The sequence below is a fragment of the Flavobacterium glycines genome, from assembly GCF_900100165.1.
GTDB lineage: Bacteria > Bacteroidota > Bacteroidia > Flavobacteriales > Flavobacteriaceae > Flavobacterium > Flavobacterium glycines.
On sequence record NZ_FNEO01000006.1, the window covers coordinates 72,517 to 90,718 of the forward strand.

The 18,202-nt window shown below is 35.3% G+C and carries 16 protein-coding genes; 2 read left to right on the forward strand and 14 right to left on the reverse strand.

Features of this window, described 5'->3' with window-relative positions; translation table 11 throughout:
* Positions 1–107: 107 nt before the first annotated feature.
* The 14 genes from BLR17_RS13045 to BLR17_RS13110 all read right to left on the reverse strand — a co-directional run bounded on the left by BLR17_RS13045 (position 108) and on the right by BLR17_RS13110 (position 15,286).
* The gene (locus BLR17_RS13045) at positions 108–2,351 is read right to left on the reverse strand and encodes an AAA family ATPase (RefSeq protein WP_066328847.1); all 2,244 of its coding nucleotides are present in this window, start codon (positions 2,349–2,351) and stop codon (positions 108–110) included.
* Positions 2,352–2,613: 262 nt separating this feature from the next.
* Positions 2,614–4,113 (reverse strand): FGGY family carbohydrate kinase, encoded by a 1,500-nt coding sequence (locus BLR17_RS13050; RefSeq protein WP_066328849.1) that lies wholly within the window; start codon positions 4,111–4,113, stop codon positions 2,614–2,616.
* Between the two features lie 450 nt (positions 4,114–4,563).
* Positions 4,564–5,538, reverse strand: coding sequence for an ABC transporter permease (locus tag BLR17_RS13055; RefSeq protein WP_066328850.1), 975 nt, complete (start codon positions 5,536–5,538; stop codon positions 4,564–4,566).
* A gap of 2 nt (positions 5,539–5,540) precedes the next feature.
* Complete coding sequence (locus BLR17_RS13060) at positions 5,541–7,031, reverse strand: sugar ABC transporter ATP-binding protein (protein ID WP_066328852.1); 1,491 nt, start codon at positions 7,029–7,031, stop codon at positions 5,541–5,543.
* Position 7,032: 1 nt separating this feature from the next.
* The gene (locus BLR17_RS13065; protein ID WP_169817167.1) at positions 7,033–7,647 is read right to left on the reverse strand and encodes a DUF2291 domain-containing protein; all 615 of its coding nucleotides are present in this window, start codon (positions 7,645–7,647) and stop codon (positions 7,033–7,035) included.
* A gap of 1 nt (position 7,648) precedes the next feature.
* The gene (locus BLR17_RS13070; protein WP_066328856.1) at positions 7,649–8,569 is read right to left on the reverse strand and encodes a D-ribose ABC transporter substrate-binding protein; all 921 of its coding nucleotides are present in this window, start codon (positions 8,567–8,569) and stop codon (positions 7,649–7,651) included.
* Complete coding sequence (locus BLR17_RS13075) at positions 8,566–9,522, reverse strand: transketolase family protein (protein WP_066328858.1); 957 nt, start codon at positions 9,520–9,522, stop codon at positions 8,566–8,568. Before BLR17_RS13075 ends, BLR17_RS13070 begins: the two co-directional genes overlap by 4 nt.
* On the reverse strand, positions 9,522–10,361 hold the full coding sequence (locus BLR17_RS13080; RefSeq protein ID WP_066328859.1) for a transketolase: 840 nt from the start codon (positions 10,359–10,361) through the stop codon (positions 9,522–9,524). Before BLR17_RS13080 ends, BLR17_RS13075 begins: the two co-directional genes overlap by 1 nt.
* A 10-nt stretch (positions 10,362–10,371) precedes the next feature.
* Entirely contained in the window at positions 10,372–11,775 is a 1,404-nt protein-coding gene (locus tag BLR17_RS13085) for an L-fucose/L-arabinose isomerase family protein (RefSeq protein WP_066328860.1), read from the reverse strand.
* Positions 11,776–11,825: 50 nt separating this feature from the next.
* Positions 11,826–12,587, reverse strand: coding sequence for a DeoR/GlpR family DNA-binding transcription regulator (locus BLR17_RS13090; protein ID WP_066328861.1), 762 nt, complete (start codon positions 12,585–12,587; stop codon positions 11,826–11,828).
* Between the two features lie 389 nt (positions 12,588–12,976).
* A complete protein-coding gene (locus BLR17_RS13095) occupies positions 12,977–13,300 on the reverse strand; it encodes a type II toxin-antitoxin system PemK/MazF family toxin (protein WP_066328863.1) in 324 nt (107 codons plus the stop codon).
* Entirely contained in the window at positions 13,291–13,536 is a 246-nt protein-coding gene (locus BLR17_RS13100; protein WP_066328865.1) for an AbrB/MazE/SpoVT family DNA-binding domain-containing protein, read from the reverse strand. Before BLR17_RS13100 ends, BLR17_RS13095 begins: the two co-directional genes overlap by 10 nt.
* A 268-nt stretch (positions 13,537–13,804) precedes the next feature.
* The gene (locus BLR17_RS13105; RefSeq protein WP_066328867.1) at positions 13,805–14,491 is read right to left on the reverse strand and encodes a hypothetical protein; all 687 of its coding nucleotides are present in this window, start codon (positions 14,489–14,491) and stop codon (positions 13,805–13,807) included.
* Positions 14,492–14,608: 117 nt separating this feature from the next.
* Positions 14,609–15,286 carry a Crp/Fnr family transcriptional regulator gene (locus BLR17_RS13110; RefSeq protein WP_066328869.1) on the reverse strand — a complete coding sequence of 226 codons (678 nt, stop codon included), beginning with the start codon at positions 15,284–15,286 and terminating at the stop codon, positions 14,609–14,611.
* 109 nt (positions 15,287–15,395) lie between these two features.
* On the opposite strand from BLR17_RS13110, the gene BLR17_RS13115 reads away from it, so the two are divergent.
* Positions 15,396–17,804, forward strand: coding sequence for a heavy metal translocating P-type ATPase (locus BLR17_RS13115; protein WP_066329001.1), 2,409 nt, complete (start codon positions 15,396–15,398; stop codon positions 17,802–17,804).
* 206 nt (positions 17,805–18,010) lie between these two features.
* Positions 18,011–18,202, forward strand: coding sequence for a cbb3-type cytochrome oxidase assembly protein CcoS (gene ccoS / locus BLR17_RS13120; protein ID WP_066328870.1), 192 nt, complete (start codon positions 18,011–18,013; stop codon positions 18,200–18,202).

An 18,202-nucleotide genomic window follows, 5' to 3' on the forward strand; every position in this document is an offset into this window, starting at 1 on the left:
ATTACAAATGCTACGATTTGTTTTTTTATTGTAAGTAGGCACTCGTTGCAAACGAGAGCCAGAGGGCACACTTATTGGTTATATCGTGTGTTGGGCGGTCGTATTTTTTAATTCATCATCATTTTATAGTGTTCTTCTCCAATATTTTTAAATATCATCTCGAAAGCAGTAAAAAGTTTATCAGGTTCCTCATTGACAATTCTTTGATAGTATAAATCATCAAAAGGTAATGATTTATGGCTTACATCATTGATTTCAGAAATCAACGCAGAGCATATTGGGTAAATAGGGTCAGTAACATCAAGATTTTTAATACTATCCCAATGACTTTTTCCTAATCCAATAAAATTTACATAACTCTCAATAATTCGACGCATACTATTCCCAATAGTAATATTGAATACTTTATCATTAGAATCTTTCAATACTTTGATACTTTTCCAAAGCAACATATAATCATTATGCACAAAGGTTTCATCTCCTTTATATTCAATTCCTGACTTACTATTATGTTTTGATACGGAAAAATGAGCTTTCTTTTTGCAAATTGGTCTCTGTTTAAAAGATACCTCCTTATAAAAATATAAATTGTGAGATAAAATAAACACTTGATTAATGTTTGGATTTTCAAACTGATTTCTATCAGTGGCAGAATACTTAATTAATGAATGAATAAGAGTTGAAACAACAAATAGTACTTGGCTATCAAGACTTGATACAGGGTCGTCAATTACGATAATTCTTTTTCTTAATTCAGAGTCTTTATCTTTTGTACCTAAAACTAATTGATAAAAATATAGAAAAGCAATAAAATTCTTTTCACCCTCACTAAGTGTCTTAAAAACTTCTGTTTCTGTGCTATTTTGACGTTTTAAAATATATCTTGATATGTTATTTGAAGATTCTTTTTCTTCTATTGTAAAATTATCAAAGCCACAACTTTTCAATATTCCATTTATGGCTTTTACAGCTTCATCAGTTGAAACAGTTAGTAATTTTAATTCCTCAATCTCTTCTTTGATTGTTTTCTCAGATTGTTCAAAATGGGATGTAAGAGAATGCAATTTGTTTAACAAAACGATGATTCTCTTTTCATAATTGTCATATTCAGTTATATAATTTTCCGATTCTTTGGCTAAATAGTTCCAAACATCTTCAACTAATTGCTCTTTATTTTTTTGAAAATCAACTATTTTTTCATTGTTCTCTTCAATTTCGTCATTGATAATTTCTAATTCAGGATTAAAGTTGGATACATCAAAAAACTCAATTATCTCATTTGAATATCCAAGTTTTCTCTCAAACTTTTTTATGTTATCTGCAAGCAAGTCACTACACTCTTTATGAAAATCAGTGGTCTTGTTGTCTTTATTATAAACTTTTGAAACCTCATTTACATTTTCTAACAGTAGTTTGAAAGTCGAAATGTAAGTTTCTTTTAATGATTTTAATTTATCAATTTTTTCTTGGTAGGTCTTATTAAAATACTCTTCGAATCTTTGTTTTAAGTTGTCATCATATGTTTCACTTTGACAAAAAGGACAAATGTTTTCTTTTCCTTCAAGTATATAATTACGCCCTTCTTCAACCCATTTTCTTATACCTAAGGACTCAATTAATTCAGCAATATCAACTTCTTTATTTGTAGTAATAACCTCTTCCATTAAAGGGATTATTTCATTTTCAATCTCCTTAAGTTTTTCGCAAAACTGTGAAGATATTTTAACCTCAATCTTTTTCCTCTTAACTTCAAATAAATCTTTATACCTAGATGATAAGTTTTCAAGTGTTAATTTCTTGCTAGCTGCATCTAAAGGCAAATAGTCTTTTACATTTTTAAGATGATTGTCTTTACTTCTTGAATACTCTAGTTCAATTTCATAAAAAGTATCAAAAGAGTTTCTTTCCCACCAGCAGTTTTTCTTTAAATCATCTAGTTTGTCATTTAATGCTTTTTTAATTTTTTTTTCTCGTGATGCTAAAATTTCAAAATATGAGTCAAGTTTTTTAATCTCTTTTTGTTTTGCCTCAATTTTATCGTCAATGTCTTTATTTCCCTCATTTAGAGTAAATACTCCTGACAATTCGGTATTAGAAATAAAATTCCTCTCCACATACTTTTCATCAAAAACTATAATTTCATCTCGATGAGAGTCATAGCCTAAAACTTTACAATGTTCAAATTTTTTATCCTTCTCAAAACTTGATAAACTTTCATTATGTAGGAGTTTCGCCAAGGTCGATTTCCCGGAACCATTACTTCCAAAAAAGAAATTGACTTTTGATAAATCAGTCACTTCAACTAGATTTTCAAAAGTATTAACCCTTTTAAGTTCTATTTTATGAATCATTCTAATTATCTTATTTATAGGATTTTTTTTTTAGTATTATGCCCAATTAGTTTTATGCTTGTTTGACATATTATACGCAAGTTTTTGTTTGTAATCTTGCGTATAATTTTAAATAGCGTAATACAAAAATAAAAATATTTCTTACATATACAAAAACAGCCGCTTTAAAAACGGCTGTAAATGGGTATTCTATATTTTCTGAAAATCTGTTTTCTACTTTCTGTATTTTGAAGTCTGAAATCTGCCTTCTGCGTTCTGCCTTCTAAAATCTGGCAATCTTCTCTTTCCAACCCTGATAGCCATTAGTTGGTAAATCGTTATTAGCATTAGCTAAAACCTGTTCAGTTTGTTTTTTATTGATTTCCGAAAGTTGTGCTATACTTTCATAAACACCACTTTTCAGTCCGGATAGATAAGCTGCTCCTAAGGCAGAAACGTCCGGATTCTTTTGTTTGTTTAAAGGAATGCCCAATAAATCAGCCAGAAAGTGAATCACAAATTGGTTTTGGGTCATACCGCCGTTTACCGAGATTGATTTTAATGCAGCCTGCATGTCTTTTTCCATTGCTTCGACTACATCTTTTATTTGGTACGGAATACTTTCTAGCGCAGCCCGAACGATATGATTTTTGGTAGTTCCAAAAGTCATTCCTTCAATAGAAGCTTTTCGGCTCATTTGCCAGTGCGGTGCGCCAAGTCCGCTAAAGGCGGGAATAAGATACACGCCGGCATTGTCATTTATAGCTGTTGCCATGGCAGCGGTTTCGGCAGGAGAGGAGAACAATTGCAATTCGTTTTTCAGCCATTCAATAGTCGAACCACAGGAAACAATGGCTCCTTCCAGTGCGTAATCCACGCGGTCTTCGGTACTCCAGCAAATCGTGGTCAACATTCCTGCTTGAGACAAAACGGCTTTGTCGCCAATGTTCATCATAATCGAACTCCCGGTTCCCAGAGTGACTTTAGCAGTGCCTTTTTCGAAACAGCCTTCTCCAAAAGTTGCCGCATGCGAATCGCCAATCAACGATGTCATTGGAATAGAAAAATTGTCGTCTAACTTTAAAATTTCACTCCAATTTACTGTTCCAAAATCATGTGAAGAAGGGCAGGGTTGCGGTAAGTTTAAATTAGATAATCCCCATTTTTCAAGGATTTCTTTATCCCATTGTAAAGTATGAATATTGAAAAGTAAGGTTCGGGATGCATTGGTATAATCGGTTTTAAAATGGGTTCCATTGGTCAGTTTGTACAAAAGCCAACAATCTACCGTTCCGAAAAAGACCTCTCCGTTTTCTATTTTCTTTTTTAACTCGGCATCATTTTGTACCAGCCAAAGCAATTTGGTCCCCGAAAAATAAGGATCTAATAACAAACCTGTTTTTAGTTTGATAAAATCATTCTGTCCTTTTTCGATTAAATCCGTACAAACAGCAATAGAACGCTTACAAGCCCAAACCACCGCAGGAGCCAAGGCTTTCCCGTCTTTGTCCCAAAGGATAAAAGTTTCCCTTTGATTGCTGATACCGCAAGAAACAATATCGGAAATATTCAGACCTTTTTGGGTGAAATCGTTTAGACATTCGGTTACCGAATCCAATACGTTTTGAAAAATGTCTTCCGGATTTTGTTCTACAAAACCATTGTCAAAATAATCGGTTTTTAAATCCACACTACCTTTGGCGGCCGCCTGACCTGATTCATCAAAAAGTATGGTTTTGGTGCTGCTGGTACCTTGGTCTATCGCGAGAATGTATTTTTTCATTTTGAATTATAAATCAAATTGTTGTTGTGATTGCTGTCCTTAGCTTCCGCAGTCGAGTGTCAAATGTTTGAAGAATGCGTAAAAAGAAAAGCTGTTTGAGCGTAGCGAGTTCTTTTCTTTTAGCATTCGAAAACTAATTTGACCGACGAGGAAGTGTAAGACTTGATTTTTTTGTTTCTTTTTTGATTAAGCAAAAAAGAAAAATATTTAAAACTAATTTTGTCTTGAAAGCACTTCGATATCCTTATTTTTTTTAAGGAAAGATGATATTTTAAACCATTAAGATAATTAAGGAAATTTAAGCTTAATGTTTCTTCATTTTCTTAATACTGACTGATTTTACACCTCCCTAACCCTCCTCAAGGAGGGAATTGAGACTTGAAAACCTAATCGATTCCCCTCTTGAGAGGGGTTAGGGGTGTGTTATTCGTTCTATTATTTAAAAAAATATTACTTATTTTTCTGATTCATTTTGTCAATAATCACCGCTAATAAAATAACGATTCCTTTTACAACCTGTTGCCAAAACGGCGACACATCCAGTAAAACCAATCCATTATTTAATACCCCGATAATTACCGCACCGATTACAGTTCCTGCAACGGTACCCACGCCACCAGACAGCGAAGTACCACCTATAACCACGGCTGCGATAGAATCCAGTTCGTAACTCATACCGGCATTAGGTTGGGCAGAGTTGAGTCTTGAAGTTACTAAAACACCACCTACAGCCGCCATCATTCCGGCAATTCCGTAAACGGCCAATTTGATTTTATTGATGCTGATTCCTGATAAAAAAGCTGCTTTTTCGTTTCCTCCAATAGCATAGATGTAGCGTCCAAAGGTTGTTTTCTTAGTTAGAAAAACTACGATTAGAACCATAAACAGCGAAATCCAAACCGGTACCGGAATTCCTAAAATCCAACCTGAACCAATAAATTCAAATTCAGGACCTAAATTAGAAATCGGAATACCTTCAGTGTAAAGCATTGTCAGTCCGCGGGCTATGGTTAGCATGGCTAGCGTTGCCACAAAAGGCGGAATTGCAAATTTAGTAATCACCCAGCCGTTAAACAGTCCTAACGCCATTCCGATGAGTATCGCCGCCAAAATGGCTCCTAAAACGGTAAAACCGACAAATAAATCCATGGCTTCAAAGGAAAGTCCGCTTTTTAATAGTCCGGCACATATTGCTGCGGTAAGACCTAAAACAGAACCTACCGAAAGATCAATTCCGGCCATTAAAACCACTAAAGTCATTCCGACAGAAATACAAACATTAACTGAGATTTGTCTTAATACATTCCAAAGATTCGTGCCGGTCATGAATTTATCCGACAGCAGGCTGATAAATAAACACAAAATAAACAAGGCAATCAAAGATTGCGATTTTTTGATAATAGGGTGGTTTAAGGAAATAGTCATAATTATTCAGGTAAGGCTGATTTTAATAATTTATCTTCATTGGCTTCGGTGGCTAAATAGGAGGCTTTAATCTTTCCTTCGGCCATTACTAAAATTCGGTCCGAAAGCGCTAAGATTTCGGGAATTTCAGAAGAAACTAAAATGATACTCATTTGGTTGGTTGCGAGATCTTTTATTAGGTTGTAAATTTCATTTTTGGCATTGATATCGATTCCGCGCGTTGGCTCATCCATCATTAAAATCTGAGGATTGGTTGCGAGCCATTTGGCTAAAACTACTTTTTGCTGATTTCCACCACTTAAATTTTGGCATAACTGCATTTCAGATGGTGTTTTGATGCGTAGTTTTTCGATATAATCCTGTGACGAAGTTTTATCTTTTGAAGGACTTAAAAGCCCAAACGTAGGCAGATTAGTCAGACTGATATTCGAAGAAATATCCATTCCCAGCACTAATCCTTCGGTTTTACGGTCTTCAGTTACAAAAGCCAATCGGTTTGCAATGGCATCTTTCGGTTTTTTATGGAATGTGTTTTTCTCGTCAATTTCTAAAGCATACTCACTGTTTGAAGGGTGCATTCCGAATATGGTTTCCAAAAGTTCGGTTCTGCCGGCTCCCATCAATCCAAATATCCCCAGAATTTCTCCTTTTTTTAATTCGAAAGAAATATCGTGAAGCAATTTTCTTTTCTTATCATTTGGGTGCATCAGGTTGAGTTTGTCTACTTTCAGAATGGTATTTGGAAAATGATTTGCGCTGTTTTTTCTTTCGATAAGCACATCACGACCTACCATTTTTCGAATTAATTCTTGCTCGGTAGTGTCTTTCATTTCTCCGGCATCAATGCTGTTCCCGTCTCTTAAAACGGTGTAATGTTCGGCAATCTTGAATAATTCCTCCATTTTATGGGAAATGTAAACAATGGTTTTGCCTTCTTTTTTCAGCTCATAAATAATGCGATGTAGGTTGTCTATTTCTTTGTCGCTCAGGGCAGAAGTTGGCTCGTCCATCAAAATCACATCGGCATTACAAAGCAGTGCTTTTGCAATTTCAATTAATTGTTGTTCTCCTACTTTTAGCTGTTGCACTAAGGTTTTCGGATTGACGTTCAATTGAATTTTTTCAAAAATACGTTTGGCTTCCGTTTCCATTTTTGAGGAATCCAAAAGTCCGAGTGAAGTTTTAATTTCTCTTCCCAGGAATAAATTTTCGGTTACACTCAACTCCGGAATTAGGTTTAATTCCTGATGAATAATGGCAATCCCGGCATTTTGTGCTTCTTTTATACTCGAAAAGGAAACTGTTTGTCCATTTAATTGAATTTCACCATCGTATTGCGTGTAAACCCCTGTCAAAATTTTTAACAAGGTCGATTTTCCCGCACCGTTTTCTCCCAATATGGCATTGACTTTGGCAGGATAAAATTTAAAATTTACCTGATTCAGTGCTTTTACGCCCGGGAATTCTTTCGATATGTTAATTGCTTCTAACAATTTACTGCAGTTTAATTTGTGATGGAATAATTAAAAGATCGGTAAACAAAATTTGTTTTTTGCTTAATTTGATGGCTCCTGAAAACGAAATGCTGTCGCCAATTTTTACTTTTTTGATTTCTTTTGGTACCACCTCATTTCGAACAATATCATTTAAGGATTCTGAAACTTTGTTGAATTGAGCATTGGTTTTAAAATCGGTTAGTTTTACCAAGCCGGAAGCATCTCGTAAAGCATTTCCGAAAATGTATTTGGTATCAATGTAAACAACACCATTTTTTTCGTCAGCAATAGTGTAAACTCCGTCTTTGATATCGATGATTTTTCCGGTGCTTTTAATCATAAAATAAGCCGAATTTCCTATTCCTAGTCGGTTTCCGTATTTTTTAAATGCCTCATCCTGATTGGTTTTTACCGAAGAAATCAAATTTGTTAAAGCAATCGTTTTTTTGCTTTTCAAAATACCTTTGTAGTAAATGGAATCAGCGTAAGCTTTAAAGTCGAAATTTTCCTTATTTGCATTTTTGACATCACTCAGTTTTTTGAAATAAACCGAATTGTATCCTAAAACTGCAATGATTACGAAAGCTAAAAGATATAAATACTTTTTTTTCATTTTAGTAGTCTTTAATGTTTGCTGCATTTACTAATTCAACTTCTACAGGAACTCTTTGAGGAAACACTTTTCTTCCTTTAAAATATTCATCTGCATATTGGGCAGCGGTTTGAGCCATCACTTTAGGAAATTGCATGCCTGTAGCCACAATTTTCTTTTCTCTGATTTTTTCAACCACATCACCAGCACCATCAAATCCGAAAATTTTAACTTTAGTTTCTTTTCCTGCCGCTTGCAAGGCTTGAAAAGCACCCATTGCCATTGCATCATTGCCACAAAAAACACCATCAATATCAGGATTAGCCTGCAGTATCGTTTCTAAAACTTCCATGGCTTTATTTCGGTCGAAATCACCACTTTGTTGCGCTACCATCTTTAGGTTTGGAAATTTATCCACAACCGAATGGAATCCTCCTGAACGTGCCCAGGTGTTATTATCACCAACCAAGCCCAGAATTTCTACATACTTTCCTTTTTCTTTTAATTCTTTTACAAATTCGATTCCGATAGCAACACAACCCGAATAGTTATCCGAAAGAATTTGGCTTGTAGCGGCATCATCGGCATTTACTTCTCTATCCATGCAAAAAACCGGAATTCCGGCTGTTTTAGCTTTTAAGATATTCGAAATAGAACCGTCAGAATCCGTTGGGTTTAACAAAATCGCATCATAACCCGAAGAGATGAGGTTCTCAAAATTGTCCGATTCGATAGCAGGATTGTTTTGAGAATCGAATATTTTGGCTTCATAACCTAATTTTTTGGCATTTTCAGCAGCTGATTCGGCCAGCATCACAAACCAGGGATTGTTCAATGTTGAAACCACAACTGCAATTTTAGGCTTCTCAGACTTCTCTTTCGAAGAACATCCAAAAACAAAAACTGCGGTTAAAATTATTAAGGAAAGCTGTTTTATCTTCATAGGTTGATTGTGTTTAAAGCAGTATTTTTTAATCCTTCGGCTGAGATACCATAATGATTGAAAATTTCGATTTGTGAACCCGAAACCGTGTGATCATCCGGTAATCCTACAATTTTGAATTTATTGGTAAAACCATTTTGGAACAATAAAGAAGCCACAGCTTCGCCTAATCCGCCATTTACCGAATGTTCTTCCACTGTAATAACAGGTTTTCCATTTGAGGCAGAGTCCAGTAATAATTCGGTATCCAAAGGTTTAATTGTGTGTAAACTGATTATTTTACAGGAAATATTATGCTCTTTTTTCAATAGTTTAGCCGCTTCCACACAAGGAAGTACGGCTTCGCCGGTAGCAATAAAAGTCAAATCGTTTCCTTCCTGAATGACACGTCCTTTACCAATTTTAAAATCAGTTGCATCCGGATTCAGGTTGGCAGGCATTGTTTTTTTACCAAAACGCAGGTAAACAGGACTTTGCATTTCGGCTGCTTGTTTGATGGCTTCGGCAGTTTCGAAATTATCGGCAGGGGCAACAATAGTAATGTTATTGATGGCTCTCAAAACCGCATAATCATGCAAACTATGGTGTGTGGTGCCTAATGCTCCGTAACTTACACCGGCACTAATACCGATCAGTTTTACAGGATTATCAGAATAAGCTACGTCGTTTTTAATTTGTTCCAAAGCTCTTGCGGTAAGAAAACAGGCTGGAGAAACAGCAAATGCTTTTTTGCCCATACTGGCTAATCCTGTGGCAACACCTACTAAGTTTTGTTCGGCAATACCCACTTCAACAATTTGCTCGGGATATTTTTGTCCAAAAGGAACTAATTTTCCGGAACCACGGGAATCGCTGGTAACCACGATAATATCTCTGTCGGTTTCGGCTAGATTTTGAAGTACTTCAGAAAACACTTCAAGGTTAGCGGCGTCAATTGTCTTTATATCTTCCATTATTTCAAGCTGTTTTCAAGTTCTTCTAATTGTTGGTCTAATTCTTCCATAGCCAAATCGTATTGCTCTTTCGACGGAACACCGTGATGCCATTTCAATACGTTTTCCATATAGCTGATTCCTTTTCCTTTAGTGGTATGCGCAATGATAAAAGTTGGTTTCCCTTTTTCTAACGGAAGTCCTCTAAAGGTTTCTAAAAGCTTTTCGATATTATGTCCGTCAACATGTTTAACTGCCCATCCAAAGGCTTCCAATTTTTGATCAATTGGCTCTAAGCCCATCACATCTTCGTTAGGAGCAGTAATTTGCAATTTGTTGTAATCTAAAATTGCGCATAGATTATCCAATTTATAATGAGCTGCAAACATCATCGCTTCCCAGTTAGAGCCTTCGGCCATTTCGCCATCTCCTAAAATGGTAAAAACTTTAGCCTTTGAATTGTCTTTTTTGGCAGCCAAAGCAGCTCCTGCACAAATAGGCAAACCGTGACCTAAACCACCGGTATTTTGTTCAATGCCGGGAATAGATTTGGTTGGATGCCCGATATAAGGCGATTTGTACTGGCAAAGTGTCAATAAATCTTCTTCAGGGAAAAAGCCTTTGTCGGCCAAAACAACATACAAAGCTTCCACACAATGTCCTTTACTCTGAATAAATCGGTCTCTGTCATTAGAACCGAAATTCTCAGGAGAAACGTTCATCACATCATTGTACAATACATTCAGAATGTCTAAAATAGAAAGACTTCCACCGGTGTGACCCGCCTTAGCATTATAGATGTATTTGAGTATTTTTTTTCTACTCTCTATTGATTTTCGTTTTAAATTTTCGATATACATCTTGATTTATTTAGTGTTTGTAAACTTCCCAGCCCATGTAGTTTCCTAAGGCTTCTTCTAAGATGGCTGCTGTTTTTGAAGCGTTCATTACCACGTGGTGTTCAAATCCGTTTTTACAAACGTATTGCATCAATCCTTGTAAATCCGGGATTTGGGCTACGGCTCTGTTCCCAAAAGTGTTCAATTCGTCGTTGGTCAATTCGCCTTCACCAATGTAAACTTTGATGATTCCTTTAGGGTCATCCGTACTGATTCTACCGTAAGTTAATGGCATAGCCGGAGTTCTTCCGTCCAAAGCTCCGTAAGTATTTTCAACTCCCACAGTAGTTCCTAAGATAGGAGCAGTGCTCAAAGAAATGTCCGGCAGGAATGATTTTGCCCAGTTTCCGCAGTGGAATAACACACATTTTTCAGGATCGTCGGCATAGTTGTTATTCCAGTCCACCAAAGCACTTGGAGAGCCTGAAGCCAATTGCATCGCATACATACTCAATGTACCTGTAACGTCCACTTCGCAGGCACTTGGAAGCATGTTTTCGCTCATGATACTCATGCTCGTACACACATTACAGCCATAGTTTTGTTGTAATGAAGTCCAACACTGAATAGCCGTAGCGTCTAAAGCATACTCTTCCATGAAATCTTTCAGTACCACATCTAATTTTGCAATTTGAAGCATCGCTTCGTTAGGTGTTTTTCCCTGGGCAACGTAAGCGTTGATTGATTCCAGATGTTTTTTTACAGCCGGACTATCAGCCGTTAATTTGTTAGCTTTTCCTAAAATTTCAGATAAATCTACAGTGGTAACCGTGATACCGTTTCTTTGTAATATTTTTTCAGAATAACGAACCGTGTTAAAAGCACCCGGTCTTGCACCGATAGCACCAATACGTACATTACGCATTCCTTTAACTACACGACAAACAGCAGTAAAGTCTAGTAAATCTTTTTGGAAAATAGGATCTGACGGACTCATTACGTGTTGGCTTGTCAATGAGTATTTGATACCGTATTGGTATAAATTGTTGCAAACGGAGATTTTTCCACACCAGGAATCACGACGGTTTACCACATTCATTTTTGTCAATTCATCCGGATAAGCCTGGATTAAAACAGGAACATTTAAATTGGCTAATTTTAGGGTATCAGCTACTCCTTTTTCATCACCAAAATTAGGCAGTAAAACAAGTACTCCCATAATTTCATCCTGGTGTTTTTTGAATAATTCGGCACATTTTTGTGCTTCTTTATACGTTTCTACACCGCCTAGTTTGGTGTCAGTACTCTCTAATAAAATAGGTTTGATGTTTAATTTAGCAAAAACTTCAATGATTTCAAATCTTGCTTTTTCTACTAAACTATCCGGGAAAAAATCTCTGTTTCCAATTATTACTCCTAAGGTTGATGTTGCCATTGTGTTTGTTTTTATTTTCTTTTTGTATATTTTTTTCTTTGTTTTCTTTTTTATGCTACGATAACTTCAATTTCATTATCTCTAAACACTTCTTTGTGTTTTTCTTCAATTCCGTTATCGGTAATGATATAATCAATTAAGGATAAAGCGCCTAAGCTGGCCAAAGCACTTTTGCCAATCTTTGTGCTGTCAGCCACTAAATAAGTAACTTCGGCTGCATCAATCATTGCTTTTTTAACTACCAAGTCACTGATGCTAGGGTAGGTAAGTCCTGATTTCAGGGAAATTCCTGCAGTGGCTAAAAATAGTTTTTGAACATTTAAGCCTTTGAAGAAATCGGCGGCTTTTTGACCGGTTAATGATAATGTAGGTGGTTTGAATTCGCCTCCGGTCATAATTACCTCAATATCAGGATCGGTTCCTAATAGTAAAGCAATGTTTAAAGCATTGGTAATTACGGTAAGTTGTTTGAGTCCTTTTAGTTTCTTGGCTATTTCAGTGGTTGTAGAACCCGAATCAAGGATAATGGTGTCTCCGTTTTCAATAAATTCCAGGCATTTTTCAGCTATTGCCGATTTTTCTTCTAAATTTTCCTGACGTTGAAGCGAAAAGCTTCTCACTTGATCTTCAACGTTTTTAATACTTGCTCCGCCGTGTTCTTTCAAAATTAGCCCCTCACTTTCTAATTTTTCAAGGTCCTGACGAATAGTTACTTCGGTAACTTTAAATAGACGGGCTAAATCAATGACTTTGGCAAAACCGTCTTCTTTTAATAAATCGAGAATTTTCTCTCTTCGTTGATTGGGTAACATAAATTGTGTTTTCTTTTTGTGTTAGTGTGAAAACAAATATAAAAGAAAATAAACGAAAGAAAAAGAAAATAAAAGTTAATTTTTGATAGAACGAATTAAAATTTAAGAAGCTATTTTGTTATTCGAAAAAATAATCCGATTTTGTTGATGGATTATTATCTAATAAAAGAAAATGACAGGTCGCTCCTACGGAGCTAAAAACCCGAATAATCCTCTATTTCTATAAAGAGAAAGTCTCTATGGGACTTTGACTAACTCCGTTAGGAGTGAAATGTTTGTAGAAAAAAAGAATCCATGCAAAGAAAGCTCCATAGGAGCGGGTAGTTTCAAGGTGGTGTTGTGAATAGGAAATATTTCACAGTGTTAAAAAAAATAGAAAGCTGGTGTTGTCAGTCAACAAATGTTTCTCTTAAAGTTTCTTTGACTTTTGTGATTTCTTTTTCAGTCAAATTTCCCAGCACTTTAACTATTCTTAGCCTGTCAACCGTTCTGATTTGATCCAAAACAATCCAGCCTTTTTTCTTATCGTGATTGATTTCAACCCTGGTCGGATAAGCTTTGGAACTACTTGTCATAGGTGCGATGACAATTGTTTGCAAATACTTATTCATTTCGTTTGGAGAAATTATAACGCTTGGACGAGTTTTCTTCATCTCGCTTCCAATTGTTGGATCGAGATTTACCAGAACGATTTGGTATTGCTTTAAATCCATTCTTCAAGATTTTCGTCTTCAAATACATCATCAATCAGCAATTTATCATCGCCATTTTCATGCATTTTTTTAAATGCTTTATCCCAACCAGTTCTGGGTTCTGATTTTGGTTTTAAAATGATATAACCTTTTTCTAAAATAAGCTCCACTTTATCTGTGATATTGTATTTTTCAATTAAAGTTTTTGATAATCTTATTCCTTTTGAGTTTCCTATTGCTATAACTGAAACATCCATAACTATATTTTTTTTGTAAGTACAAAGTTATTACTTTATTTCGGAGTTTCTAATTGTGAATAAAGTTTTTACAATGGCATTGATATATTTTTTTAAGAATTATTTTTAGTGAACCGCGTTGCAAACGCTACGATTTATCTATTTATGTAAGTAGGCACTCGTTGCAAACGAGCGCCAGTGGGAATTATTTTTTAGTGAACCGCGTTGCAAATGCTACGTTTTATTTATTTATGTAAGTTGGCACTCGTTGCAAACGAGCCAGTGGGAGTTATTTCTGTGCAACTAGTCTTATTCTTTCTTTGATTGTATTCTCTTTATCTTTTATAGATGACAGATTCTCTCTTTCGATGCTTGAAAGAATTTCTTCAACTTCTTGATCAATATCAGCATAATCAATGATTTCTTCTGAATATTCTGACTCGAAATTTTCATCCATATTTTGGTCTGTAAAAAAATTATACCGATCAAAAAAGTTAGTTTTACTTTCTAAACTCCAAATTTCATTTTCGCTGTAATTTTTTGCAATTCTTTTATGATTTGTATCTAAATTTAAACGGTATATTTTATAATTTTTTTTACTCATGAGTGATTGCCAAAATTCTTTGGAACCAGGACTCGTATGATATTTATCTGAAATTAATTTATAGTCAAATTCAAATATCAGTAAATCAAATAAGTAAGTAAGATAACCTTGTTTGGGATACTTGGAATAAGTCCAACCGATTTCAAAATATTCAATTCCATGATAAACACTTATTTCGCCGTGTATTAGTGAAACTGTATCTCTTTGCTCTTTGTCTATAAGTTTAAAAGTTAGTTTGTCTGTAGAAACTTTAATTTCTTCGTATTTTCTTGATGTAATTTTTTGAGGTTTATAATCTTCAAAAATCTTTTTTTCGTATAGTTTTTCTAGATAATCATAATCTAAATCCTCAGGTTTTTTTATTATTGGCATTTTAGATTAGGGGTATCGTTTTCTAATAATATTTACTAACTTATACTCACTACTGTTTAGGGTATTAATAATAAATATATAAATAATATTTTGTACAAAAAAATAGCAAAGAAAACCTTACGCCATCTTTTTAAGCTGAGGAATATTTTTAAGAGTGATTTTTTTAGCTTTTAATTCGATTAAACCTAATTTATTAAAATCAGACAATAAACGAATACAGCTTTCGGTAGCGGTACCAATCATGCTGGCGAGTTCGTCGCGGGTGAGTTGGATTTTTAAGCTGTCGTCTTCATTTTTGCCAAAGGTATCCTGAAGATAGATTAGGGTTTCGGCCAGACGTTGTTTTACAGTTTTTTGGGCCATGTTGACTACGTGATCGTCAGACTCTTTCAAATCACCACAAATGGTTCTCATGACATTCATAGAAAACTGATTGTTTTTGTCAAAGAATCCCATGATTTCACTTTTTGGGATAAAGCATACCTGCATGTCCTCAAGCGCTACAGCGCTCAGGTTGACAGGTTCTTCACTTATCATCGAGCGTTGTCCTAAAAGTTCTCCTTTGGTCACCAGTTTTACAATATGATCTTTTCCATTCTGACTCAGTTTGGTCAATTTGCAAACGCCGTCTTTGACGCAAAAAATGCCATTGACATTTTCGCCTTCTTCAAAGATCACTTCTCCTTTTTTCACTAAACGGGAAGTCTTGCATTCGGCAAGTTTGACTAATTCCTCTTTGTTTAGTGCTTTCAGGGAGCTGAATTCTCTAACGATACATTGTTCACATTTGCTCATTTTGAATGAATGATTTGATTATTTACAAAATTAAGTATTTATATGACATATATCATATTTTAAGTGTTATTCCTTTAAGAATTTTGCATTAGGTAAAATGAGCAAAGTTATGGATACACAAAACTGTTTCCATTGTGGTTTGGATATTGAAAAAGAAGCTGAAATTCTATTTGACGCTAAAACATTTTGTTGCACCGGTTGTAAAACGGTTTACGAAATTTTTAGTCTGAATGATTTGACTTCTTATTATGATTTCGAAAAATCACCTGGAGCCACTCCGCAGGAGATTAAAGGAAAATATGATTTTTTAGAAAATGAAAGCATCGTTGCAAAATTATTGGAATTTCAGGAGGATTCAACCGCTATTGTTTCACTTAGTATTCCTCATATACATTGTAGCTCTTGTATTTGGATTCTGGAAAATTTACAACGCCTTCAAAAAGGAATAAATAGTTCTCAGGTTAATTTTCCTGAGAAAAAAGTTCGGATTATTTATAATTCCAATGAAGTTTCACTGAGCGAAATTGTTCGCCTCTTATGTTCTATTGGATACGAACCTTACATCAGTCTGGAGGATTACACCACTACAAAGGCAAAAGCCGACCGAAGTTTGATATACAAATTGTCAGTTGCTTTCTTTTGTTTTGGAAACATCATGCTGCTTTCTTTTCCGGAATATTTTGAGGTGAAAGAATTTTGGCTGGACAACTATAAACCGTTTTTCAGATGGTTGATTTTTGCCTTGTCATTGCCTTCTTTCCTGTATTCTGCCAGCGGTTATTATGTTTCGGCTTATAAAAGTATTAAATCCGGAATGCTTAATATCGATATTCCTATTGCTTTAGGAATCGTTGTCTTTTTTATTCGAAGCACTGTTGATATTGTGATGGACTATGGTTCCGGTTTTTTTGATAGTCTGACCGGTTTGGTTTTCTTTATGCTTTTGGGCAAAATGTTCCAAATTAAAACCTACAGTTTCCTGAGTTTCGAAAGAGATTTTAAATCCTATTTTCCGGTTGCTGTTACCCGAATCAATACGGATGCTTCCGAAGCAAGTGTTGCTGTTTATGATATTCAAAAAGGAGACCGATTACTCATTAGAAACCAGGAATTAATTCCGGTTGACGGGATTTTGATAAGTGAAAATGCGACTATTGATTACAGTTTTGTTACCGGAGAAGCCATTCCGATAAGTAAAAAATCTGGAGATAAAGTCTTTGCAGGAGGAAAACAAATTGGTGAAGTAATCGAAATGGAAGTGTTGTTTTCGGTTTCCCAAAGTTATCTGACCCAATTATGGAGTAATGATGTGTTCCAGAAAAATGTGGAGCAAAAACACAAAAACATTACCGACAGCATTTCGCGTTATTTCACGCCCATATTATTATTGATTGCTTTTGTGGGATTTGCTTATTGGATTTTTAAAGATGCCAATACAGCTTTTAATGTGTTTACTGCGGTATTGATTGTGGCTTGTCCTTGTGCTTTGGCTTTGACGGCTCCATTCACATTGGGAAATGTATTGCGAATTGTAGGTAAGCAAAAGTTTTACCTCAAAAATGCTCTGGTAATCGAACAATTGGCAAAAGTAGATACGATTGTTTTTGATAAAACAGGAACAATTACGACTAATAAAAAATCGAATATTTCGTATGAAGGAAAACCGCTGTCTGAAGCTAATTTAATTCAGGTTAAATCAGTGCTTCGGGGGTCTAATCATCCTTTAAGCCGCATGTTGTATGACTTTTTTCCGGATAATGGAAGAGTGAATGTCAGCGATTTTGAAGAAATCACCGGAAAAGGAATTCAGGCAAAAACAGCGGAAAGTTTGGTCAGAATAGGCTCGGCAGGTTTTGCCGGAAATTCTGAAGAGAATAGTGGCTTGCAAACTTCGGTTCATATTCAAATTGACGGAGTGTATTTTGGGAAATATGTTTTTAAAAACCAATATAGAGAGGGCTTGGAGCAGTTGTTTAGCGGTTTGAAAAAAAACTATGAAGTGAAGGTTTTGTCAGGAGATAATGCCGGAGAAAAAGAAGCTTTAGAGCAACTTTTACCTCAGGGAACCGAATTGGTTTTTAATCAAAAACCGGAACAAAAACTCGAGTTCATCAAACAATTACAGGCTTCAGGTAAAAATGTGATGATGGTAGGCGACGGACTGAATGATGCCGGAGCGCTGGCACAAAGTAATGTGGGGATTTCTATTTCGGAAAATGTGAATGTTTTTTCACCGGCCTGTGATGCTATTTTAGACGCTACACAGTTTCAAAAACTGAATTCTTTTTTAAAATTTTCCAAGAAAGCCATGTTGGTTATCAAAATGAGTTTTGGATTATCATTGCTCTATAATGTGGTGGGACTAACTTTTGCCGTAACAGGCAAATTAGAACCTCTTGTTGCGGCAATTATAATGCCTTTGAGTACCATAACCATAGTGAGTTTTGTAACCTTAATGAGTAATTACTATGCGGGGAAGTTAGGGGTTAGAGGCAAGAAGCAAGAGGCAAGAAGTTAGAAGGTTAAAGGAGTAATTTTTCTGTTATTTAGGAAAATTTCGTGATTTCCCCTCCTCTGGAGGGGTGCCCGGAGGGCGGGGTGGTTTATTTAAAGAAAAGAGATTATCGAAATAAGATATTTTTCTCTTTAATAAATCCAAAGTATGATAAATATCATAGTATGCCCGAAACAAGGAGTTTAATTTTGTTAACACAAATTTAAGGTATGAGTGTCATCTATTTATTAATCACTATTAGCATATTCGTAGCTATAGCCTTTTTGATTGCCTTTTTTGTGGCAGTCAAGAACGGGCAGTATGACGACGATTATACGCCATCCGTCAGAATGCTTTTTGACGATGAAATTAATTTAAAAGCCAAAAAAGAAATACAAACAACTGAAGAAAAACAAAATTAA